General features: G+C 65.2%; 20 protein-coding genes and 1 tRNA gene. 14 read left to right on the forward strand and 7 right to left on the reverse strand.

Annotated elements, in window-relative coordinates:
- The first annotated feature begins 291 nt into the window (after positions 1–291).
- From J4P02_RS21570 to J4P02_RS21585, 4 genes are all read left to right on the forward strand, one after another.
- Positions 292–510 (forward strand): cysteine-rich CWC family protein, encoded by a 219-nt coding sequence (locus J4P02_RS21570; protein WP_426194021.1) that lies wholly within the window; start codon positions 292–294, stop codon positions 508–510.
- A gap of 17 nt (positions 511–527) precedes the next feature.
- Complete coding sequence (locus tag J4P02_RS21575; RefSeq protein WP_426194023.1) at positions 528–1,220, forward strand: pseudouridine synthase; 693 nt, start codon at positions 528–530, stop codon at positions 1,218–1,220.
- A 326-nt stretch (positions 1,221–1,546) separates the two neighbouring features.
- Positions 1,547–2,431 (forward strand): alpha/beta fold hydrolase, encoded by an 885-nt coding sequence (locus J4P02_RS21580; RefSeq protein ID WP_426194025.1) that lies wholly within the window; start codon positions 1,547–1,549, stop codon positions 2,429–2,431.
- A gap of 155 nt (positions 2,432–2,586) precedes the next feature.
- Positions 2,587–2,660, forward strand: a tRNA-Gly gene (locus tag J4P02_RS21585).
- Between the two features lie 95 nt (positions 2,661–2,755).
- Here the strand turns inward: J4P02_RS21585 and J4P02_RS21590 are convergent.
- Entirely contained in the window at positions 2,756–3,850 is a 1,095-nt protein-coding gene (locus J4P02_RS21590; RefSeq protein ID WP_426194027.1) for an alpha/beta hydrolase family protein, read from the reverse strand.
- Positions 3,851–4,166: 316 nt separating this feature from the next.
- Here J4P02_RS21590 and J4P02_RS21595 point away from each other — a divergent pair, with 316 nt between their 5' ends.
- Entirely contained in the window at positions 4,167–4,895 is a 729-nt protein-coding gene (locus J4P02_RS21595; RefSeq protein WP_426194029.1) for a class I SAM-dependent methyltransferase, read from the forward strand.
- 36 nt (positions 4,896–4,931) lie between these two features.
- Here J4P02_RS21595 and J4P02_RS21600 read toward each other — a convergent pair whose 3' ends face one another.
- Complete coding sequence (locus tag J4P02_RS21600; RefSeq protein WP_426194031.1) at positions 4,932–6,710, reverse strand: EAL domain-containing protein; 1,779 nt, start codon at positions 6,708–6,710, stop codon at positions 4,932–4,934.
- A gap of 295 nt (positions 6,711–7,005) precedes the next feature.
- On the opposite strand from J4P02_RS21600, the gene J4P02_RS21605 reads away from it, so the two are divergent.
- The 4 genes from J4P02_RS21605 to J4P02_RS21620 all read left to right on the forward strand — a co-directional run bounded on the left by J4P02_RS21605 (position 7,006) and on the right by J4P02_RS21620 (position 10,967).
- Positions 7,006–8,544, forward strand: a complete 1,539-nt coding sequence (locus tag J4P02_RS21605; protein ID WP_426194033.1) for a DUF1800 domain-containing protein — start codon at positions 7,006–7,008, stop codon at positions 8,542–8,544.
- A 43-nt stretch (positions 8,545–8,587) separates the two neighbouring features.
- Entirely contained in the window at positions 8,588–9,784 is a 1,197-nt protein-coding gene (locus J4P02_RS21610) for a DUF1501 domain-containing protein (protein WP_426194035.1), read from the forward strand.
- A 288-nt stretch (positions 9,785–10,072) separates the two neighbouring features.
- Entirely contained in the window at positions 10,073–10,360 is a 288-nt protein-coding gene (locus J4P02_RS21615; protein ID WP_426194037.1) for a hypothetical protein, read from the forward strand.
- Positions 10,361–10,592: 232 nt separating this feature from the next.
- Positions 10,593–10,967, forward strand: a complete 375-nt coding sequence (locus tag J4P02_RS21620; RefSeq protein ID WP_426194039.1) for a hypothetical protein — start codon at positions 10,593–10,595, stop codon at positions 10,965–10,967.
- Between the two features lie 51 nt (positions 10,968–11,018).
- Here J4P02_RS21620 and J4P02_RS21625 read toward each other — a convergent pair whose 3' ends face one another.
- On the reverse strand, positions 11,019–11,555 hold the full coding sequence (locus tag J4P02_RS21625; protein ID WP_426194041.1) for a GNAT family N-acetyltransferase: 537 nt from the start codon (positions 11,553–11,555) through the stop codon (positions 11,019–11,021).
- A gap of 215 nt (positions 11,556–11,770) precedes the next feature.
- Here J4P02_RS21625 and J4P02_RS21630 point away from each other — a divergent pair, with 215 nt between their 5' ends.
- Positions 11,771–13,948: a TonB-dependent receptor gene (locus tag J4P02_RS21630; RefSeq protein WP_426194044.1), complete on the forward strand. Its 2,178-nt coding sequence runs from the start codon at positions 11,771–11,773 to the stop codon at positions 13,946–13,948.
- A 47-nt stretch (positions 13,949–13,995) separates the two neighbouring features.
- Here the strand turns inward: J4P02_RS21630 and J4P02_RS21635 are convergent, their stop codons facing one another.
- From J4P02_RS21635 to J4P02_RS21650, 4 genes are all read right to left on the reverse strand, one after another.
- Positions 13,996–15,006, reverse strand: coding sequence for an Ldh family oxidoreductase (locus tag J4P02_RS21635; protein WP_426194046.1), 1,011 nt, complete (start codon positions 15,004–15,006; stop codon positions 13,996–13,998).
- 77 nt (positions 15,007–15,083) lie between these two features.
- Positions 15,084–16,658, reverse strand: coding sequence for an aldehyde dehydrogenase (NADP(+)) (locus J4P02_RS21640; protein WP_426194048.1), 1,575 nt, complete (start codon positions 16,656–16,658; stop codon positions 15,084–15,086).
- Positions 16,648–18,261: an APC family permease gene (locus J4P02_RS21645; protein ID WP_426194050.1), complete on the reverse strand. Its 1,614-nt coding sequence runs from the start codon at positions 18,259–18,261 to the stop codon at positions 16,648–16,650. The genes J4P02_RS21640 and J4P02_RS21645 overlap by 11 nt, the downstream gene beginning before the upstream one ends.
- Before the next feature lie 140 nt (positions 18,262–18,401).
- Positions 18,402–19,322: a dihydrodipicolinate synthase family protein gene (locus tag J4P02_RS21650; RefSeq protein WP_426194052.1), complete on the reverse strand. Its 921-nt coding sequence runs from the start codon at positions 19,320–19,322 to the stop codon at positions 18,402–18,404.
- Positions 19,323–19,527: 205 nt separating this feature from the next.
- Here J4P02_RS21650 and J4P02_RS21655 point away from each other — a divergent pair, with 205 nt between their 5' ends.
- The 4 genes from J4P02_RS21655 to J4P02_RS21670 are packed head-to-tail and all read left to right on the forward strand — an operon-like array spanning position 19,528 to position 23,073.
- Positions 19,528–20,460 carry a 4-hydroxyproline epimerase gene (locus tag J4P02_RS21655; protein ID WP_426194054.1) on the forward strand — a complete coding sequence of 311 codons (933 nt, stop codon included), beginning with the start codon at positions 19,528–19,530 and terminating at the stop codon, positions 20,458–20,460.
- The gene (locus J4P02_RS21660; RefSeq protein ID WP_426194056.1) at positions 20,457–21,578 is read left to right on the forward strand and encodes an NAD(P)/FAD-dependent oxidoreductase; all 1,122 of its coding nucleotides are present in this window, start codon (positions 20,457–20,459) and stop codon (positions 21,576–21,578) included. Before J4P02_RS21655 ends, J4P02_RS21660 begins: the two co-directional genes overlap by 4 nt.
- The gene (locus J4P02_RS21665; RefSeq protein WP_426194058.1) at positions 21,575–21,808 is read left to right on the forward strand and encodes a (2Fe-2S)-binding protein; all 234 of its coding nucleotides are present in this window, start codon (positions 21,575–21,577) and stop codon (positions 21,806–21,808) included. Before J4P02_RS21660 ends, J4P02_RS21665 begins: the two co-directional genes overlap by 4 nt.
- The gene (locus tag J4P02_RS21670) at positions 21,805–23,073 is read left to right on the forward strand and encodes an FAD-dependent oxidoreductase (RefSeq protein ID WP_426194060.1); all 1,269 of its coding nucleotides are present in this window, start codon (positions 21,805–21,807) and stop codon (positions 23,071–23,073) included. The genes J4P02_RS21665 and J4P02_RS21670 overlap by 4 nt, the downstream gene beginning before the upstream one ends.
- Positions 23,074–23,094: the final 21 nt, after the last annotated feature.

Raw genomic sequence — 23,094 nt, forward strand, 5'->3', positions numbered from 1 at the left:
GGGCGGCAGTCGGCAATGGGCCGGCTGACGGAATATCTGACCGCGAAAACCCCCACTGGTGCGATTTTCGTAATACATTGATACAACTACCTCGAGCCTGGATCAGCCGTTCGCCGCGCCGTGCTGAAAAAGCACCGCCACGGCGCCGGGAGCGGGCTCGCACCAGGGCCGAAACATGAAATCCGTCGATATCGGCTTGACCACAAGGCGCGTGGAAGACACCCTGCCCGCCTCTGTGAAACCATGCCGAGCAGGCCCATCGCCCCCCTGTGGAAATAGCTCACTCCAGCCATGAATAAAGCTGACCTCTGTCCCGCCTGCGGTGCCCGCAACAACTGCACCCTGGCCGACCCGCGAACGGCGGACCGCGCCTGCTGGTGCTACAGCGTCAGCATCGACCCGGCCATTATCCAAGACCTGCCCGCGGAACTGCGCAACAGCGCCTGCCTGTGCCCGCGCTGCGCCGGGGTCGATGCGCAACTGCGTGCCGGTAACCGGCCGGACTCTTGAGAAGCACACTGACCACCATGCGCATCGATCGTTTTCTCAGCAACCTGCCACGCTTCAACCGCCAACAGGTGCGCCTGTTGCTGGCGCAGCGACGCATCCGCATCGACGGCCAGGCGGTGAGCGATCCCAAGGCCGAAGTCCGCGAATTCAGCCATGTACAGTTGGATGACGAAGTGCTGCAAGCCGGCAAGCCCGCGCGCTATTTCATGCTGCACAAACCCATGGGCTGCGTCAGTGCCACCCGCGATCCGCAACACAGGACCGTGCTCGACCTGCTGGACGAACCGCAGCCGCAAGACCTGCATATCGCCGGGCGCCTGGACTACAACACCACCGGCCTGATGCTGATCACCAACGACGGCAGCTGGTCACGACGCCTGACCCAGCCGCAGACCAAGTTGCCCAAGATCTATTACGTGGAGACCGAGCAACCGATCGGCCCCGAGTACATCGAGACCTTTGCCCGCGGCCTGTATTTCGCCTTCGAGGACCTCACCACCCTGCCCGCCCAGTTGGAGATCCTCGGTCCCCGCAGTGCCCGGCTGAGCATCGTCGAAGGCCGCTATCACCAGGTCAAGCGCATGTTCGGCCACTTCAACAACAAGGTGCTGCGCCTGCACCGTGAAAGCATGGGACCGCTGACGCTGGACCCAAGCCTGGCGCCCGGGGAATACCGGCCTCTGTCTGACAGCGAACTCAGCTTGATCTGAAGATATTCCCTGCTAGACGACCGCCTGGCAGAAGCTGTCGAACAATTTGTCCAATGCACTTGCAGGTTCGGGGATGCCCTGCTTGAATCAGTCCGTCGGCCGAAATGTGACCGACCAGTCACCAACAGACATCTAAGAAACCTTTTGCCGGACTGAGCCCTGCCTGCTCTGCATTCTTTCGGCGAATCGCCCGCCTAATAACAACAACCCGTCGACCTGCATTACTGGATCGACATGGGCTCCAATTCCAGGCGTATGCCTACCTGTCACATAGCACGTGCACACTCAATGTTGCGCGCATACCCGCTTGCCAGGAGTCTTATGACATGAGGCCAGAAATCGCTGTGCTGGATATACAAGGTCAGTATCGGGTTTACACGGAGTTCTATCGCGCAGATGCCGCAGACAAGACCATCATTCTGGTCAACGGCTCAATGGCCACCACTGCGTCATTTGCCCAGACCGTGCGAAATCTTCACCCGCAGTTCAACGTGGTGCTCTACGACCAGCCCTATGCGGGGCGCTCCAAGGCCCACAACAAACACGAGCGGATGCTCACCAAGGAAGTCGAGGGGCAGATCCTCCTGGAGCTGATCGAGCACTTCGCCGCCGAACATGTGCTGTCGTTCTCCTGGGGCGGCGCGGCAACGCTGCAAGCCTTGTCCCATGGGCCGCGACGCATCGAAAAGGCGGTGATCAGTTCCTTCTCGCCAGTGGTCAACGAACCGATGCGCGACTACCTGGAGCGCGGCGTCGACTACCTCGGCAACCTCGATCGCCATCGTGTCGGCCACCTGGTCAACGACACCATCGGCAAGCACCTGCCATCGCTGTTCAAGCGTTTCAACTATCGCCATGTCAGCAGCCTGGCGGAGCACGAATACGGGCAGATGCACTTCCATATCAGCCACGTGCTCAACGGCGACCGCCAGTGCTATATCAAGGCCGCGAAAAACATCCAGGTACCGGTGCTGTTCATCAATGGTGAATGGGACGAGTACACCTCGGCCAACGATGCCCGGCTGTTCGCCAACCATGTGCAGCACGCAAGCTTCAGTACCATCCAGGCCACTGGGCACTTTCTCGACATGGAGCACAAGGCAGCCTGCCAGGACTCGCGCCAGGCACTGCTGAAGTTCCTCAAGCCGGGTCAGTACGACAGCCGCACGCGATCCAGCCACCTCCCGGAGCAGCATGCACGAGCCATCTGAAAGTACCTCGCCACAGGCCGCCACCCGCCCATGAAAAACCGATTTTTCCTGGCGGGTGGCGCACCTGCGTGCGACAACCGCAGCACGCAAATGCAGGTCAGATAAAGAAAAACTTCAAATCCCCAAGCAGATCTGGTACAAAGTCAGCCGTTCGAGCGGGTGTCGTATAATGGCATTACTCCAGCTTCCCAAGCTGATAACGAGGGTTCGATTCCCTTCACCCGCTCCAAGTATTCAAGCCATCGACGTCAATCCAACCTGACGCGATAAGCAACAAGAAACCGGCCCGCAGGCCGGTTTTTTTGTGCTCGCCATTCGCTGCGGCTAGATGCGCCGCGCCACGTATCGGGCAAAGAACCCGCCAAGCTCCAGGCGCAATGTGCGCAATGCCAGATCCCGGTCGATAGGGCCGAACTGATCGCCCATGGCCTCCAGCGCCTTGGCCGAGAGTACCCAGCGGCCATCGGTGAAGTCATGATGACCGGCTTGTTTCAGCACCTTGCGTACACCCGGGCCCTGATGGGCCTGCCACAACTGCTCCATGCTCGGGTCCTGGGGATCGTTGCCCGCCGCATACAGCAGCAACGGTTTGACCCAGGGCCCCGCCAGGTCGCCCTGGATGCTGCCATCCAGATTCGCCGCCGCCCGCAGGCGCGAGTCCACCCGTGTGGCCTGCAACGCCGCCGAACCGCCAAAGGAATGCCCCAGGGCGCCGACGCGCGTCAGGTCCAGGTGCCCTTGCAGCAAGTGGCCCGGTTCCTGGTGGCGTTGCTGCAGCCAGTCGAGGGTCGAGCGCAGGTCGTCCACCACCACCTGGGCGGCGCTTGCAGTCAGGCGGTCATCGCTCTCCAGGGCCTTGAGCAGCGGAATCACTCGCCCACCCGGCAATACCGTCATCCCGGAGATATGCGGGTGATTGATCGCCACCACCACATAGCCGCGGCTGGCCAGGTCCTCCAGCAGGCCACTGTAGAACTCGGCCACCGCCCCCAGCCCGGGAGAAAACAGCAGCACCGGGTACTGGCGATTTTTTTCCATGGGCGCATCCCGCAGTGAGTGACTGGCGATGTGCACCTTGCCGTCGATCTCCTGCAACGCAGCCAGGGCCTCGGGCTCGGCGTATTCGGCGCGGGTCAGGCCCTGGCCGGGGTTGGCCACTGGATACCAGATCTTCAACGCCAGTTCCCGACGAGCCTCGGGCTCGGAAGCGAACGACTCGCGCCGTGCCGGGTCGAGCAGGACAAACCCGGCCTTGCCCACGCACCGGCTGCCACCTGGTGCGGGCAACTGCCGGACCTGTGGACCCAGCGGCGGCCACTCACAACTTCTCCCAGCCTGCGCTGGCAGCGTGGCATGGCTGGCACCGGCCAGGCCCAACATCAGCACGGCACCACTGGCCATGGCTTTGGCGGATTTCATCATGGGCAATCCCTTGAGCAATCTGATGGTAAGCGCAGCGGCACTAGCGCCACGCGCTGCAGATTCCAGCCTAAGCAGCAGTGCCAGGCAGCGTCGTCACTAAGTGTTCGGATTTTGTATAGAAAGGTTAAAGCTCGCGCCCGCAGCGAACAGCAGGCGGCAGACTCGCTAGAATCACTGGCGCATCCGCCTTTTTATCCTGCCCGGCCATCGACGATACCTGCGTCGTGCCCTCCGAGGGAGAAGCCCCTCAGCCGTTTCGCCTCACAAGTCCTGGCCCCAAGGACCCTACACGAACCAGCAAGAGCCTCCTCACATGACCCAGAACATCTACGACGACCCGACCTTTTTCCAGGCCTACAGCCAGATGGGCCGCTCCCTCGGTGGCCTCGCTGCGGCGCCGGAATGGCCGGCCCTGCAAGCCCTGCTACCGGCCATGAACGGCCTCAAGGTGGTGGACCTGGGCTGCGGCTACGGCTGGTTCAGCCGCTGGGCCAGCGAACAGGGGGCCCAGCAAGTGCTGGGCCTGGATGTTTCGGAAAAGATGCTGGCCACCGCCCGCGCCAGCACGTCGGCCAGCAATATCGACTATCAACGGGCCGACCTGGAACACCTGAGCCTGCCCAGCTGCAGTTTCGGCCTGGCCTACAGCTCCCTGGCCCTGCACTACATCAAGGACCTGCGCGGCCTGTTCGCCCAGGTCTACGCCGCCCTGGTGCCCGGGGCACGCCTGGTGTTCTCCATCGAGCACCCGATCTTCATGGCGCCGCGCAACCCCGGCTGGCGAGTGGACGCCGAGGGTCGCAAGTCCTGGCCGCTGGACAGCTACCAGCAGGAAGGCGAGCGCGTGACCCATTGGCTGGCCGAAGGGGTGATCAAGCAACACCGCACCCTCGGCACCCTGCTCAACAGCCTGATCGATACCGGCTTCACTATTCGCCATGTCGAGGAATGGGGGCCGACAGCCCAGCAAGTGCTAGAGCTACCGGCCCTGGAGGAAGAACAGGAACGACCGATGATGTTGCTGGTATCCGCTCAACGCTGAGCCCCACCGCCGCCCCGACAGGCGCGGCGGCCACCGCTAGAACCCCTGCTGCAAGGGAAAGCGCCCGGCTTCGCTGCGGGCCAGGAACTTTTCCTGGGCCATGGGCCGGGCCAGGAAATAGCCCTGGGCCTCGTCGCAGCCAAAGGTGCGCAACAGCTGCAGGCATTTGAAGCTCTCGATGCCCTCGGCCACGGTGCGGTACCCCAGTTCCCGGGCCAGGGCGATCACCGAACGGGTGATCTTCTGGTGCTGGGTGCTGCTCTCAAGGTCGGTGACCATGGACTTGTCGAGCTTCACCACATTGGCCGGAATCTGGTGCAGGTAGGCGAAGTTGCTGTAGCCGGTACCGAAATCGTCAATGGCCACATCCATGCCCAGGGCGCGGATCTTGCTCAACTGGTCCAGCACCCGGGGATTGGAGCGCAGCCAGGCGCCCTCGGTGATTTCTACCTCCAGGCGCCGGGGCTCGATGCCATGACGTCGGCAAGCGTCGCCGAGCACATCGGCGATGTCCTGGTCCTCGAAATCCTGGGGCGACAGGTTGATCGACAAGCGCCGCACATCGCTGGCACTCCAACTGCCCAGCCGATGCAGCACGGCATCTATCACCCAATGGGTCACCCGGTGGATCAAGGCATTGCGCTCCATCACCGGAATGAATTCCGCCGGGGAAATCGGCCCCAGCCAGGGATGATCCCAGCGAATCAGTGCCTCGGCGCTGACCTGGGCGCCGTCGGGCAGGGCGAAGCGCGGCTGGAACATCAGGTAGATCTGCCCCGTGTCGAGGGCTTCGCTGATGTCCGAGGCCAGGTTGAAGGCGCGCCGGTAGGCCTGGTCCCGTACCACGTCGTAGGGCGCCCAGGTGCTGCGTTCCAGGGCCGCCAGTTCCAGGGCGAACATGGCCTTGCGCAGCACGTCCGGCACGGCATCACGGTCCGTGGAGAACTCCACCGTGCCCGCGCATACGCCAGGAATCATCGGCAGTTCCAGGCCCGGTGGCTGGCGTCGCAAGCGCCGTACCAAACCTTCCAGAAAACGCTCGATGCCCGGCGCGGCAGGCAGCAGGAAGCCGAAACGCTTGACCGACACGTGATAGATCCGCACATGCCGTCCCAGGTAGGCCAGTAGTTGCTGGGCGAGAAAGCGCACTATGGTTTCGAACGGCGCCATGCCCATGGCCAGGGTCAACTCGTGGGCCACGCTCATGTCCACGGCGTCCACCAGCACCAACACCCGTCTCTCCCCTGGATGCTGCTCGGCCAGGTCGTACAGGTCGCTCTGAAACTGCTCGCGATTGGCCAGGCTACTGACCGGGTCGCGCCGGGTCAGGCGCTGGCGTTGCTCGATCTGATCCATCACCAGGGACGCCAGGTCGCGCAGTTGCTGACGTTCGGTGGCATTCAGCGACTGCGGCTGCTTGTCGATGACACACAGGCTGCCGATGGCATGCCCGGAGGAGGTGATCAGCGGCGCACCGGCATAGAAACCTATGCAGGGGTCATCGCCAGAAACCAGCGGATTGTGGTGGAAACGCACGTCCTGGCGGGCATTCTCCACCTCGAATACGTCGCTGGACTGGATCGTGTAGGCACAGAAGGACTGATCGATGGGGGTCTGCTCGGCAACGAAGCCCACCCGCGACTTGAACCACTGCCGATCCCGATCCACCAGGGTGATCAGCGCCGTGGGCACCTTGAAATACTCGGCGGCCAGGCGGCAAATGCGATCGAAACGCTCGCAACGGGCCGTGTCCAGCAATTCCAGGGCATACAGGGCAGCCAGACGCTGCTCCTCGGCCAACGCCTTATCGGGCATGCCGTGCCTCAGCCAGGATCAACACACTCATCAATAACCTATCTCGCCATCGCAGGGGGAAAACACCACCGGGGAAATGGGCCATGCCCAAGGTAGTGGCATTACGACATCCGTCGACAGCATGACGTACTGACTGGTGCTTGCCAATTCCATCCGTCGGACGAACGGTCGACGGCAACTGCTTCAAGGTTAAGTTGAAAGGCTTGATCCAGAGCGCTTTTCACCGATAGATAGGAAGATTGCGCGGTGGCCTGCGACGCAATGGCGCTGCCCCTTCCCCCCTGGAACTTTGCCCATGCAATGGTTTGACTCATGCAAACAGCACCTGCTCCTGAGCAGCCTTGTGCTGCTGTGCTTGCCGATACTGGCCCATGCCGCGGCGCCCACGCCCCTTGATACCGCGGATATTGCCTGGCTGCGCCGCGACGGTTTCGACCTGGACGCCGCCCAACTCCAGCGCCTGCGTACTCTGGGCCGCTCGGGGCTGCTGGACGCGCAACTGGCGGATCGGCTGAACGCACCATTGCCGCCAGCCATCGACGCCCTGCTACGCAGCTCCCCGGCGCTGAACAACTCGGCCCAGCGCTTGTTGGAGGATTTTCATCAGCGCCAACTGCAGATCAAGGCGATGCCCGACGGCGACGCCAGGAACGACGCCCGGAAGGCGGCCCGCCAGCAGGCCAAGGCCTACCTCGAGCAGACCCAGGCCAGCGTCCTGTTGCATGCCCTGTACGGCCCCAACCAGCTCAAGGAGCAACTGGTCCTGTTCTGGCTCAATCATTTCAGCGTGTTCCAGGGCAAGGGCCGGGTACGGCTGCTGGCCGCCGACTACGTGGAGAACGCCATCCGTCCCCACGCCCTGGGCCAGTTCAAGGACCTGTTGCTGGCCACCCTGAAAAGCCCGGCCATGCTCGAATACCTGGACAACGCGCACAATGCCAAGGGCCAGGTCAACGAGAACTACGCCCGCGAGCTGATGGAGTTGCACAGCCTCGGCGTCGGCGCCGGCTACAGCCAGGAAGATGTGCAACAACTGGCGCTGATTCTGACCGGAGCCGGCCTGGCACCTGTGGATGGACGACAGCAACGCTTTCCTCGAGCGCAGCAAGCGCTGGTGGTGGAACAGGGGCTGTTCCAGTTCAACCCCAAGCGCCACGACTTCAGCGATAAACAACTGCTGGGCCAGAGCATTCGCGGCAGTGGTTTCGACGAGATCACCCAGGCCGTCGAGCTCATCACCCGCCAACCGGCCTGCGCCCAGTTCATCTCCCGCAAGCTGGCCGAGTATTTCGTTGCCGACCACCCGCCACCAGCGCTTGTAGCACGCATGGCCAAGACCTTCAGCGACACGGATGGCGATATCGCCCAGGTGATGGGCACCCTGATGCGTTCGCCGGAACTGCTGCAAGGCGCCGCAGGCAAGTTCAAGGACCCGCAGCAGTTCGTGATCTCGGCCCTGCGCCTGGCCTACGACGGCAAGCCCCTGGCCAACCCGCGACCGCCGCTCAACTGGCTCAACCAGATGGGCCAGCCGCTGTTCGGCCGCATCACCCCGGACGGCTGGCCCTTGCAGTCCAGCGGCTGGTCCAGCTCCGGGCAGATGGCCAAGCGCTTCGAGATCGCCCGGGCCATCGGCCGTGGCGACAACCGCCTGTTCATTGCCGAAGGCAGCACCTTGCCAGGCCCGGGGTTCCCGCTGATCACCACGCCACTGTTCTACCAGGCCATTGCCCCGAAGCTTGCCGCCGCCACCCGCAATGCCCTGGAGCAGGCCGCCTCGCCCCAGGAATGGAACACCTACCTGCTGTCTTCGCCAGACTTCAACAACCGCTGAATCATTCCAGGAAGGCCGCCATGCCCTTGGCCCAGGAGTTGTCATGAATCGTCGTCAAGTGTTGCTGGCCGGCATGGCCGCTGCGCTCCTACCCAGCCTGAGTTTCTCCGCCCGGCTGTTCGCCGCCCCCGCCTCGGCCCCGCCTACCCTGCTGGTGTTCCTGCGCGGCGGTTATGACTGCAACAACCTGCTGGTGCCCTACACCAGTGATTTGTACTACGAGTCGCGGCCAACCCTGGCCATTGCTCGCCCCGATCCGCGTGACCCGCACAGCGCCATCGCCCTGGACAGCCACTGGGGCCTGAACCCGGTGTTGAAGGATTCGCTGTACCCGCTGTGGCAGCGCAAGCAGATCGCCTTTGTGCCGTTTGCCGGCACCGACGATCTGTCCCGCAGCCATTTCCAGACCCAGGACAATATCGAATCCGGCCAGCCGAGCCAGCAGCGCAGGCACTCTGCTTCCGGCTTCCTGGCGCGCCTGGCGCAGCAGGTACCCGGCAGCCAGCCAATTGCCTTCACCGACGCCCTGCCCCTGTGCTTCCAGGGCGGCCAGGACATTCCCAACCTGTCCCTGCGCGGTGCCGGCAAGGCCGCCTTCGACGAACGCCAGTCGGCCATCTTGTCCTCCATGTACCAGCACACCCCTCAAGCGGCAGCGGCCAGCGATGGCCTGGCCCTGCGCCGCAACGTCGCCAGGGACTTGCAGGATGAAATGCTCGCGGCCAATCGCGGCGCCGCCAATGCGCAGAATTTCGCCGCCCAGACCCGGCGCATGGCCAGCCTGATGCGCGAACAATATCGCTTGGGCTTTGTCGATGTCGGCGGCTGGGACACCCATATCAATCAGGGCAGCACCCAGGGCCAGTTGGCCAACAACCTGAGCAACCTCGGGCAGGGGCTGGCGGCCTTTGCCGAGGCCATGGGCGAACAGTGGAAGGACAGCCTGGTGATAGTGGTGTCGGAGTTCGGCCGGACCTTTCGCGAGAATGGCGCCAAGGGTACCGATCACGGCCACGGCACCGTGTATTGGGTCATGGGCGGACGGGTACAGGGCGGTCGCGTGGCGGGCGAGCAAGTGCCGGTCAACGCCCGGAACCTGCTGCAGGATCGCGACTATCCGGTACTCAACAACTACCGTGATCTGCTGGGCGGCCTGCTCCTCAACAGTTGGGGGCTGTCCGGCGCTCAGGTGCAGGCCGTGTTTCCCGGTTCCTGGCCCAATGCCCTGGGCCTGGTCTGAACAAGCGGCAAAAAAAAGAGCGATCCGCGGATCGCTCTTCAGGGTCACAACCTGCCTGAATGCCCGTGGCCTCGGTGGCCAAAGGGAAGCTGCTGTGACCATTGCCCCCTGTACAACACCCGGCTCCTACCGGGCGCCGATCTTTTTAACAGCCCGCGACTGTCAGTTGGCTGAACCAGGTCAAACCGCTCTCGACGCTCCCGAACCAGCCGCATCCGCAGCCAACCCTTGCCAAACCGAAGCAAACCCTGAACCATGCGCCGCCTTGTCCACGGAAGGCGCCCTGCCATGAAAAAACTCATCCTGCTGCTGGTCCTCGGCGTGCTGGTGGTCCTCAACGTCGGCTACTACACCGAGCTGGAAGAAGCCGAGACCCACACCCGCTGGTTTATCAAGAAGTCCCCGAGCCTGCGCCTGGAGTTCTTCAATATCCACGCCAACGACGGTGATTACCGGCGCGTGGAAAAGCTCACCAGCGAACAGCGGCAAATGATCATCGACTACTGCAAGTACCGCCTGGGCATCGAGACCCAGGTCACTACCCAGGCCGATGTGGAGCGCTGCGCGAAGCTCTGAGCGGCAGGCTTTGGTACCCGTCCCATTTTCGCGTCCACCGGGCTCGGCTAGAGTCGCAAGCACATTCCACACCATTGCGGGCCCGAGCACGTCTCCTCGGGCCCCGCAGTGCCCTGCGCCCTCTCCTGACTTCGGGGTGTTATGGTGGTCGGCTGCCCTGGATGCCGGGGCTCACTGGAGGAGCATCAGGCACAAGCCTGGTCGCGACGCTTGAGGAGGTCACTGAATAGCTATGTGCAACGCCAAAGATATTTACACCGCGGGTTGGATCCTGGTGGTCATGTCCGGGTTGGTGTCCCTGGTGATCCAGGTTTACCTGGGCTACTTCAAGATCGACGAGATGGTCAGGCACCTGGCCCGCTGCCGGGTCATCGCCATTCGCCTGCCGCTGTTGGGCAAGGACCCCTTGAGCCGCCTGTTCATGCTGGTGAGCATCGGTAGCCTGTTCGCCATGCCCCATCTCTTCCTGCGCAATGGCGGCATGGATGTGCGCGACTACAAGAACTTCCCCCTGGGCCTGAAATGGCTGATCAACCTGTTCCAGCTCTCCGCCCTGGCGGCGCTGATCGCCTTCCTGGTGCTGTGGTGGGTCAGCCGTCACCTCTAAGGCCTGAACTGCGGAGCGCCGGACAACGGCGCCCCGCTCCTTCACCCGGGTTCAGTCCGCCGCTTGCTGGCGCTGGAAATCCTCGCGGGTGATCTCGAAGAACCGGCTCGGCAAACCTTCGAACAAGGCATCGTGAGTAACCCGCAAACCAATCTTGCGCGCCACTGAAAGAGACGCGGCATTCTCGACATGGGCGTCGGCGATGACCCGCTGCACCTGCGGGTCGGCAAAGGCATGCTGGACAATCCGCCGCGCCGCCTCGGAGGCAATCCCCTTCCCCCAGGCCCGCCGCACCAGGCGCCAGCCCATCTCCAGCTCGGGCCCTACGGCATCGAAGGGAATGAACGAGACCCAACCCAGCAGCTCATCCGGAGCCGCCTTGGCAAAAATCGCCCAGTAGCCGCAACGCGGGCCGAAGTCCTGGGTCATGCGCGAACGCAGAAAGTCCCGGTGCCACTGGCCGCCGTCCCAGGTGCCCGGAATAAAGCGCGTGACCTCGGGGTCCTGGTCCATCTGCAGGCAGGCATCGAAGTGCTCCAGGGTGCGTGGGCGCAGCAACAGGCGAGGGGTTTCCAGGTGCAGGTTCATCCATGATCTCCAAGGGTGGTGGTCGCCCATGAAACAGCAGCCACCGGCAAAAGAAAACGCCTGGCAGAGAATAAGGTTTCCTGGAAATCACCCAGACCGTGGATTGCCTGACAGCGCCTATACACTTTCTGACGCACTTGTTCAGATAGCTCCGATTGAATGACATAAATTCGCAGATGAGAATCGCTTCCAAATAAAACGGAGGCTCTATCTCAATGTCCAGTCCTGCTCGTCCACAACCCTGGAAGTTGTGGTCCACCTCCCTCGGCCTGATGGCGCTCAGCGAAGCCAGCCTGGGAGCCACAGCCGAAGACACCGAACGCCGCCAGGCGGTGCCCGTCACCCTGGCCCCGACCCAGGTGCAGGGCGAACACCGGCCCGGCTACAAGCGCGATGTCTCCGACTCGGTGAAATTCACCGCACCGCTGCGGGAGACGCCAAAGTCGGTGACCATCATCACCGAGACGCTGATGCAGGAGCGCGCGGCATCGACCCTGGTGGACGCCCTGCGCACCACCCCGGGCATCACCTTCGGTGCCGGGGAAGGCGGCACGCCGCTGGGTGACAGGCCTTTTATCCGTGGCTTCGAGGCCAGCACCGACATCATGATCGACGGCATCCGCGACGTTGGCCGCATGACCCATGAAGCCTTCAACGTCGAGCAGATCGAAATCGTCAAAGGCCCGGGTTCGGTCTATTCCGGGCGCGGCTCCACTGGCGGTACCATCAACCTGGTGAGCAAGACCCCGAAGCAGGAAAGCTACGCCGCCGGCAGCCTGAGCCTGGGCAGCGATCAACTGCGCCGCACCACCCTCGACCTCAACCAGTACCTGCCGCAGCAGAACCTGGCCCTGCGCCTCAACGCCATGCAGCACGAAGCCGACACCCCGGGCCGGGATCAGGTCGAGGTGAGCCGCTGGGGCCTGGCGCCGAGCATTGCCTTCGGCGTGAACACCGACACCCGCGCCACCTTGAGCTACTACCACATGCAGACCGACGACATCCCCGACCAGGGGCACCCGGTATCGGCCATCAGCGGCAAGCCGGTGAAGGTCGATCGCGACAACTCCTATGGCTTTGCCAAGCGCGACTTCCGCAAGACCTCGGCCGACCTGGCCACCCTGCAACTGGAACATGACGTCAACGATCACCTGACCCTGCGCAACACCACCCGCCAGGGCCGCAGCATGCAGGACTACCTGATGAGCCGGCCGACCTTCGGCGCCGACCCGGCCAGCGTCAACAACGAGCTGGCCGGGGTGGTGCTGCGCGGCGCGGCGCGAGGGCGCAACGTGGTCAACAACTCACTGATCAACCAGAGCGACATCTTCGGCAAGTTCCACACCGGCAGCATCGGCCACAGCTACAGCGCGGGCCTGGAGTTCTCCCGCGAGCGCATCGAGGTGAAGAACCGCTATGCCCCGAAAAACAGCGAGACCGACCCGGCCGACCTGTATCACCCCAACCCCAAGGCCCCTTACGCTGCCGTACCACGGGGCAACGGCCAGCATGAGGTAACCCGGCACAACAACCGCGCACTCTATGTCATGGACACCCTGGCCCTGCACGAGCAATGGGACCTGAACCTGGGCACGCGCTTCGACAACTACCACGTACGCGACTCGGCGCAGAGCAACCGCAACAATATCTGGACCTACCAGGCCGGCCTGGTCTTCAAGCCCCTGCCCTACGGCAGCCTCTACCTGTCCTACGGCACCTCCTTCAACCCTTCGGGAGAAACCGCCGGGCAATCCGGTGGTGCCGATGGCGCCGCTGGCGGTCGGCTGATCAGCAACCTGGACCCGGAAAAGAGCCGCAGCCTGGAACTGGGCACCAAGTGGGACCTGCTCGATGAACGCCTGGCCTTGACCGCGGCGCTGTTCAAGACCGAGAAAAGCAATGCTCGCACCTACGACCCGATCAGCAACGAAGTGACCCTGGACGGCGAAGTCGAGGTCAAGGGCTTCGAGATGGGCGCCAGCGGGCACCTCAATGACCGCTGGGAAGTCATGGCCGGCTACACCTACCTGGATGCCCGCACGGTGAAGTACGCCTCCGGCAAGAACACCCGGTTCGACGGCAACCGCGCCAAGTTCATCGCCGCCAACAGCGGTTCGCTGTGGAACACCTACCTGCTCACTGACCGCCTGAAAGTCGGCGCCGGGGCCAACTACGTAGGCAAGCGCTACACCAACGATGCCAACAGCCGCAGCCTGGATGCCTACTGGCGCTACGACGCGATGCTGGCCTACCGGGTCAACAGCAACCTGGACCTGCAGCTCAACGTCCTCAACCTGACCGACCAGACCTACTACGACGCCTCCCACGTGGGGATGTTCGCCATCGTCGCTCCAGGCCGCTCCGCCGAACTGGCGGCCAGCCTGCGCTTCTGATCGGCCCCGGCGAGCCGGCTGCTACCACCGCAGCCGGCTCGCGGTGTCTAGAGCAAGCGCCGAATTTCCTCCAGCAACTCCCGCGGCACCTGTACCCCTTGCGCCAGGCTCCGCGCCCGCGCCTCGAAACGTCGCTGGGACGGCAACCGCGCGCCCTGCCGGGCGATCCCCCCGAACAACCGTTCCGCCCGCTCCAGCCCCGCCTGATAACCCTGCCCCAGAAACACCTTGGGGTCGAAGGCCAGCACCAGCTCGCCATGACAAGGCGTGGCCCCAACCCCCTCGTCAAAGGCCATGGATTCGACACTGGTCAGGTCACCGATCAGCGCCCCGGCCAGCAGTTCGATCATCGCCGCCAGGGCCGAGCCCTTGTGCCCGCCAAAGGTCTGCATGGCGCCTTGCAGTGCAGCCCGGGGGTCAGTGGTGGGCTGGCCCTCAGCATCGATCGCCCAATGCTCGGGAATCGGCGTACCCTGGCGCGCATGCAGCTCGATATCGCCCCGGGCAATGGCGCTGGTGGCGAAGTCGAAGACAAAGGGCTGGCCCTGCGGCCGAGGCCAGGCGAATGCCAGGGGGTTGGTGCCGAACACCGGGTGCCGGCCACCATGGGGCGCCACCCAGCTGTGGCTGGGGTTCATCGCCAGGCCCACCAGGCCCTTGGCGGCAATCGCCTCGACCTCGGGCCACAGCGCGGAAAAGTGGAAGCAGCGCTTGATCACCATCGCCGCCAGCCCCTGGCCCCGGGCCTTTTCCGCCAGCACCGGCAAGCCGCTGTAGAACCCCTGCAGGGAGTAGCCGTAATGCGCGTCCACCTCCAGTATTCCGGGGGAAACATGCCGCAGGCTGGGCTCGGCCCGAGGGTCGATCTTGCCCTCGCGCACCGAGCGCACGCAGCCCAGCAAGCGGTACAGGCCATGGGAGTGACACTCGTCGCGCTGGCCCTGGGTGATGACCTCGGCGATGGCCCGGGCATGGGCATCGGACAGGCCATGCCGGGTCAGGACCTGGAACGACAGCTTGTGCACTTCGTCCAGTGACAGGGTGATGGAAGTGGACATGGATAAGCCTCTTTATCAGGTGCAGGAATCACTCCTGTGGATGGCTGAAACACTACTCACGGCAGAGTACGGGCCCTTCAGCTCGGCCCCCAGCCGTCGATGGTTTGCGGGATGTGCAACGGATTGCCGTCGCGCAGTTCCTCGGGCAACAGCGCCTCGGGCAGGTCCTGGTAGCACACCGGACGCAGGAAACGCTGGATCGCCAGGCTGCCCACCGAGGTGCTGCGGCTGTCGCAAGTGGCCGGAAACGGCCCGCCATGGACCATGGCATGAGCCACCTCGACGCCGGTGCCAAAACCATTCACCAACAGGCGCCCGGCCTTGCGCTCCAACAACGGCAGCAGTTGCCGGGCCAGGGGCAGATCAGCGTCCCCCAGGTGCAGGGCCAGGGTCAGTTGGCCGTCCAGCCCACGCAGCAACAGCTCGAGGATTTCGCGGTCCGGACAACGGACGATCAGCGCCGCCGCACCGAAGACTTCCTCGTGCAAATCGGGAGCCTGCATAAAGGCCGCCGCCGAGGTGGCGAACAGCGCGCTCTGGGCCTGATTGCCCGCCCCAGGCCGGCCTCGAGCCAAGGTCTCGACCCGCGGATGGGCCGCCAGGGCGGCAACCCCCTGGCCATAGCGGCGGCCAATCTCCGGGGTCAGCATGGTCTGCGCCGCCGCCTGCCCCAGGGCCGTGGCGGCGGCACGCTCGAAGCGCTGCAAGGCCGCGCCGTCCACAGCCAGGATCAGCCCCGGATTGGTACAGAACTGCCCGGCGCCCAGGGTCAGGGAAGCGATAAAGGCCTGGGCGATGGCTTCCGCCCGTTCCTCCAGGGCCCCGGGCAACAGCAGCACCGGGTTGATCGCACTCATCTCGGCATACACCGGAATCGGTTCGGCCCGCGCGGCGGCGATCCGCAGCAACGCCAGGCCGCCACTGCGCGAGCCGGTAAAGCCCACCGCCTTGATCCGCGGATCGGCCACCAGCCCCTGGCCGATGGCATGGCCGCTGTCGAACAGCAGGGCAAACACCCCTTCGGGCATGCCCTGGCTGTGCGCCGCCCGGACAATCGCCTGGGCCACCAGCTCCGAGGTTCCGGGGTGCGCCGGGTGCGCCTTGACGATCACCGGGCAACCCGCCGCCAGGGCCGAGGCGGTATCGCCGCCGGCCACGGAAAACGCCAGGGGAAAGTTCGACGCACCAAACACCGCCACCGGCCCCAGGCCGATGTGCCTGAGACGCAGATCGGCCCTGGGCAGGGGCTGGCGCGCCGGTTGCGCCGGGTCGATGCGCACCCCGAGAAAGCCCCCCTCAGAGATCAGCTCGGCGAACCGCCGCAACTGGCCAACGGTGCGCCCACGCTCGTTTTCCAGGCGCCCCCGGGGCAAGCCGGTTTCCAGCTGGCAGCGCTCGATCAGCTCATCCCCCAGTTGCAGGATGTTGTCGGCAATGTTCAGCAAAAAGGCCGCCCGCTGTGCCAGCGGCAATTGCCGATAAGGCTCGAACGCGGCCTGGGCCAGGGCACAGGCCCGCTGCAGATCGGCACTACTGGCGCCACCGAATGCCGGCTGCAAGACCTCGCCGCTGGCTGCATCGATGCCATACAACCGGCCCTGGCTGCCGAACAGCCCCCGGCCACCGATCAGCATCCGTCCACTAAGGCTCATGAATCATCTCCCCTGCGGCAATCGCGCTCGGCTCTTCCACCTCGTCGCCATCGAGCACCAGCTTGGCGCTGCTGACCCCGGTATGGGCGCCCCAGTAGTAGATGCACAGGGCCATGCCACTGACGCTCAAGGTGTCGTAGGGATGCGCCAGCGCGCCAATGCCGCCAAAGCTGCCTAGGTAGGAAATACCGATGGTCAGGGCATAGAAGGCGATCAGCCACAGCGACGAGCGCACCTGTTGCCCCAGGCTCAGGTGCGCGGTGGGCACCAGGCGCTTGCACAGCAGGTAGATCACGAACATCAGGATTTGCAGCCCCAGCAGCCAGGACACCGTGCTCCAGCCGGACCAGTAGACAATCAGCGCGGCAATCACGAAGGACAGCGGCCCGAGCACGGCAAAGGCACTGACCCGGAATGGCCGCACCAGCTGCGGCGCGCTCTTGCGCAGCGCCGCGACACTGATCGGCGCCACCGCATAGCTCAGCACCAGCGCCGCCGAAACCACGTTAATCAGGGCTTCCCAGGAGGGGAACGGCAAGGTCCAGAACACCGACAGGCCGAAGGTCAGCCACAGGGCCGGACGCGGAATGCCGGAAGCCTCGTCGATCCGCGTGAACACCTTGAAGAAGGTCCCGGTACGGGCCCAGCCATAGACCACCCGGGGCGTGGCGTTCATGTAGATGTTGCCGCAGCCGCTGGGGGAGATCACCGCATCGGCCACCACCAGGTAGGCCAGCCAGCCGACCCCCAGGGTCAGGGCGATATCCCGGTAGGGCAGGGAGAATTCCTTGCTGATGCCGCTCCAGCCGTTGGCCAGCATCTCGGTGGGAATGCTGCCCAGGAAGGCCAGTTGCAGCAGGCCGTAGATCAGGGTCGAGAGCAGCACCGAGAGAATCAGCGCAATGGGGATGGTGCGCTGCGGATTGCGCACCTCGCTGGCCACGGAAATGATCGGCGTCAGCCCCAGGTAGGCGAAGATGATGCCCCCCGCGGAAACCGCCATCTCGATCCCCGACAGGCCGAACGGGGCAAAGCCCTGGACATGGAAGTTCTCGGGCTTGAAGAAGATGAACAGCACCGCGATCACCAGCAGCGGCACGATGAACTTGAACAGGCTGATGAAGTTGTTGGATTTGGCGAAGGTCTTGACGCTGTAGTAGTTGAGCCAGAAGAACAGGCACAGCAAGCCGAACTGCACCAGCCAGCCGAGCAGGGTCGGATTGCTGGAGCCTGCCTGGGTCAGGCTCGGGAACCAGGCCGCGGCGTATTGCCGGGCCGCCACCACCTCGATCGCCACCAGGCTGGAAAAGGCGATCAGGGTGATGAAGCCCATCAGGTAGCCCAGCAGCGGGCCATGGGAAAACACCGGATAGCGCACCACCCCGCCGGCCCGTGGCAGGGCCGCCCCCAGCTCGCAGTAGACGATGCCCAGCAACAGCACGGCAAAGCCGCCCAGCAGCCAGGAAAAGATCCCCGCAGGCCCGGCGATCGCCGCCACATGGCTGGCGGCGAACAGCCAGCCGGAACCGAAGATTGCACCCAGACCGATAAAGGTCAGGTCCACCAGAGAGAGTTGTTGCTTGAATTTGCCTTTGCCTGACATGGGGCTGCGCCTTTTTTTAGGTTATTGGAATAGGCAGATCGAATGTCACGCCGACGGGGCCGTCCGACGCTTGCAGCACTGCACCTGTGGGTGCCTGGGCAGGGTTGGGAACCGGGCGTCCCCCGACGCCCGGCGCGACCTCAGAGGCCCACGTCCGGCAACTGCGGCCGCGTGGCCAGGGCCTTGGCGACAATCGCCTGGACTTCGGCCAGGGTTTCCCCCTGCAAGGCCAGGCGCGGCGGCCGGGTGATGGACGAACCGCGCCCTACCAGTTCCTCGCAGAGCTTGATGCACTGCACCAGGTCCGGCCGAGCGTCCAGGTGCAGCAGCGGCATGAACCAGCGATACAGCGCCAGGGCCTCGTCGAAACGCCGCTGCCGGGCCAGGCGGAACAGGGTCTCGCCCTCCCGGGGGAAGGCCACCGACATGCCCGAGACCCAGCCTTCGGCGCCCACTGCGACACTTTCCAGCACCACGTCATCGAGGCCGGCGAACAGCACGAAGCGATCGCCCACTGCATTGCGCAGGTCGATAAAGCGCCGGGTGTCGCCGGAGGAATCCTTGAAGCAAACGATGTTCTCGCAGTCTTGCAGGGCGATCAGCACCTCGGGGGTGACATCGTTGCGGTAGATCGGCGGGTTGTTATAGACCATCACCGGCAAGTCGGTGCCGGTGGCCACGGCGCGAAAATGCGCGGCGGTTTCATGGGGCTTGGCCGAGTACACCAGGGCCGGCATCACCATCACCCCGTCGGCGCCAGCCCTGGCCGCCTCGCGCACGGTGTTGCGGGCAAACTCGGTGGTGAACTCCGCCACCCCGGCAATCACCGGCACCCGGCCGCCAGCGGCGTCCTTGGCGACCTCGATCACCGCCAGCTTCTCGGCCGTGCTCAGGGAGGTGTTCTCGCCCACGGTGCCGCACACCACCAGGCCCGAGACCCCATCGTCCACCAGCTTGCGCATGACCTGGTGGGTGGCCTGGGCATCGAGGGAAAAGTCGGCTTTGAACTGGGTGGTCACGGCGGGAAACACACCGCTCCACTGGATGTTTCTACGGCTCATGCTCGGGTCCTTGTAGGAAGTGGCTGACACTGACCAGAGTCGCCCTTTATCCCCGCCGCAGCTTGAAGCTTTTCACCCCGGGAAGAGACGAAATCGGCACATTGGCCACCCTGTGCCGATTTCGTCATTCGCACCGGCGAAAACCCACAAGCCGTGGCATCCACTGCGCGCCACTCTGTAGCGCCCTGCCCTTCAAGGTGCCGCCATGAACACAATCACCGTGATCGATTCCCATACCGGAGGCGAACCCACGCGCCTGGTCATCGACGGTTTTCCCGACCTGGGCCGGGGCTCCATGGCCGACCGCCTGGAACTGCTCCGGCGCGAGCACGACCACTGGCGCCGCGCCTGCGTGCTCGAACCCCGAGGCAGCGATGTGCTGGTGGGCGCCCTGCTGTGCCAGCCCCAGGCCAGCGATGCCTGTGCCGGGGTGATCTTCTTCAACAACAGTGGCTACCTGGGCATGTGCGGCCACGGCATCATCGGCCTGGTGCGCTCGCTTCACCACCTGGGTCGCATCGGCTGCGGCGTGCATCGCATCGAGACCCCGGTGGGCACGGTGACAGCCACCCTGCACGACGACCTTTCGGTGAGCGTGCGCAACGTCGAGGCCTATCGCTATCGCGCCCAGGTGGCGCTGCCAGTACCGGGGCACGGCACACTGCACGGCGATATCGCCTGGGGCGGCAACTGGTTCTTCCTGATCAGCGAGCACGGCCAGCGCATCGCCCTGGATAACGTCGAGGCCCTGACCCACTTCAGCTGGAGCGTGCGCCAAGCCCTGGAAAGCGCCGGCATCACCGGCACCGGGGGCGCGCTCATCGACCATATCGAGCTGTTCGCCGACGACCCGCACGCCGACAGCCGCAACTTCGTGCTCTGCCCGGGCAAGGCCTACGACCGCTCGCCCTGCGGCACCGGCACCAGCGCCAAGCTGGCCTGCCTGGCGGCGGACGGCAAGCTCGCCCCGGGCCAGGTCTGGCGCCAGGCCAGCGTTATCGGCAGCCAGTTCAGCGCTCACTACGAACTGGCCGGCGAGCGGATCATCCCCATCCTGCGCGGCAGCGCCCATATCAGCGCTGAAGCCACCCTGCTGCTGGACAGCAGCGACCCCTTCGCCTGGGGCATAGATTCATGAAGCCAGAGGCTGGGGCCGACGTGCTGGTGGTGGGTGCCGGGATCATCGGCGCCGCCTGCGCCCATGAGCTGGCGCGCCGCGGCCTGCGGGTGCAGGTGCTGGACGACGGCCATGGCGGCGCCACCGCGGCCGGCATGGGGCACCTGGTGGCGATGGACGACAACCCCGCGGAACTGGCCCTGAGTCACTACTCCATCGGCCTCTGGCGGCAGTTGCGCGAACACCTGCCCGAGGCCTGTGCCTACCGCAATTGCGGCACCCTGTGGCTGGCCGCCAACCCGGACGAAATGGACCTGGCGCGAGCCAAGCAGCACAACCTGGCGGTGCACGGCGTGGCCGGCGAACTGCTCGACGGCGCGACGCTGGCGGCCCTGGAACCTATGCTGCGGCCGAACCTGGGCGGTGCCCTGAAAATCCCCGGGGACGGCATTCTCTATGCCCCGGCCACTGCCCGCTGGCTGCTTGCCGAGAATGCCCTGATCAGCCACCGGAACGCCCGGGTGCGACACCTGGCCAGCGACCGCCTGGAACTCGACGACGGCCGTACCCTGCGCGCGCAACAGGTACTGCTGGCCAGCGGCCTGGGCGCCCGGGAATTGCTGCCCGAGCTGCCCCTGCGGGCGAAAAAGGGCCACCTGCTGATCACCGATCGCTATCCGCAGCGGGTCAGCCATCAGTTGGTGGAACTGGGCTATGCCGCCAGCGCCCACGCCAACCACGGCACCTCGCTGGCCTTCAATGTCCAGCCCAGGCCCACCGGCCAGTTGCTGATAGGGTCGTCGCGGCAGTTCGATACCTTGGAGCCCCAGGTCGAAACCGCGGTGCTGGCGCCCATGTTGCGCCGCGCAGTGGAGTATCTGCCGGAGCTGGCGCAGCTCAACGGCATCCGCGCCTGGACCGGCTTTCGCGCCGCCACCCCGGACGGCCTGCCGATCCTCGGCGAGCACCCGCAACAGCCGGGGCTGTGGCTGGCAGTCGGGCATGAGGGCCTGGGCGTGACCACCGCCCCCGGCAGCGCGCGGCTGCTGGTGGACCTGATGCTCGGCGAGCGCCCGGCCATCGACCCGCAGCCCTACCAACCCGGGCGTTTCCCCGGTTTGCAGAGAAGCCCGGCATGATCATCTACCTCGACCGCCAGCCCCTTCAGGTCCGCAGCGGCATCACTGTGGCCGCCGCCGTGGCCGCCAGCGGCGAGCCGCGCACCCGCACCTCCTGCAGTGGCCAGCCGCGATCGCCCTTGTGCGGCATGGGCATCTGCCAGGAGTGCCGGATGACCATCGATGGCCGCCGCCAACTGGCCTGCCAGACCCTGTGCCAGGACGGCATGCAGGTGGAGCGCGGCCCATGAGCCAACAATCGCTGCACTATCAGCTGGTGATTGTCGGCAGCGGCCCGGCCGGGCTGGCCGCTGCCCGGGCCGCCAGCCACAGCGCCCGCTCGATCCTGCTGATCGACGACAACCCGCGCCCCGGCGGGCAGATCTGGCGCCACGGTCCCGGGCACCCGCCCACGGCGGCCCTGAGCCAGGCCCTGGAGGTTCTCCGCCACCCGGCCGTGCGCTACCTCAGTGGCACGCGCATCCTCGGTGCTCTGGGCCCGCAATGCCTGCTGCTGGAAGATGACCGGCATGCCTGGCAGCTGCACTTCGAACAACTGATCCTGTGCTGCGGCGCCCAGGAACTGCTGCTGCCCTTTCCCGGCTGGACCCTGCCCGGGGTCACCGGCGCCGGTGGTCTGCAGGCCCTGCTGAAGAACGGCTTGCAGGTCAGCGGCAAATCCCTGGTGATCGCCGGCAGCGGCCCCCTGCTGCTGGCCAGCGCCGCCAGCGCGCGCCAGGCCGGGGCACGGGTGCTGCGGGTGCTGGAACAGGCACCGCTGAGCTCGCTGCTGGGGTTCGCCGGGCAGCTCTGGCGCTGGCCCGACAAGCTGGCCCAGGCCCTGCAACTGGCGACCACCGCCTACCGCTGCAATGCCCATGTGCTGGAGGCCCTGGGCCAACAGCAGGTGGAAGCGGTGCGTATCCGCCAGGGCCGGCGCACCGAGGAAATTCCCTGCGACCTGCTGGCCTGCGGCTTTGGCCTGGTGCCCAACAGCCGCCTGGCCAACCACCTGGGTTGCCGCCTGGAGCACGGCGCCATCGTCGTCGACTCAGAGCAGCGCAGCAGCCTGCCCCAGGTCTATGCCGCGGGCGAATGCACGGGCATTGGCGGCCGTGAGCTGGCCGAGATCGAAGGGCAAATTGCCGGCTTCGCCGCCAGCGGGCAACTGCAACGGGCCAGCGCGCTGATCCGTCAGCGCCGCCACTGGCAGGGTTTCGCCGCCCGCCTGCAGCGGCATTTCGAGCTGCAAGCGTCCGTGCTGCAACTGGCTCGGGCCGATACCCTGCTGTGCCGCTGCGAAGATGTCGCCTACGGCGCCGTGGCCAGCGCCGCCAACTGGACCACGGCCAAGCTGCAGCAGCGTTGCGGCATGGGTGCCTGCCAGGGGCGGGTCTGCGCCAACGCCGCGCAACGCCTGTTCGGCTGGGAACCGGCGCCACCGCGCCTGCCGCTGGTGCCGGCGCGAATCGCCAGCCTGATGCTCGACGGCGCCCCGCCTGACACCGCAGACTGACCCCAGCGTTCGCCCGCACGG

It is taken from the genome of Pseudomonas sp. NFXW11, assembly GCF_049887815.1.
Lineage (GTDB): Bacteria > Pseudomonadota > Gammaproteobacteria > Pseudomonadales > Pseudomonadaceae > Aquipseudomonas.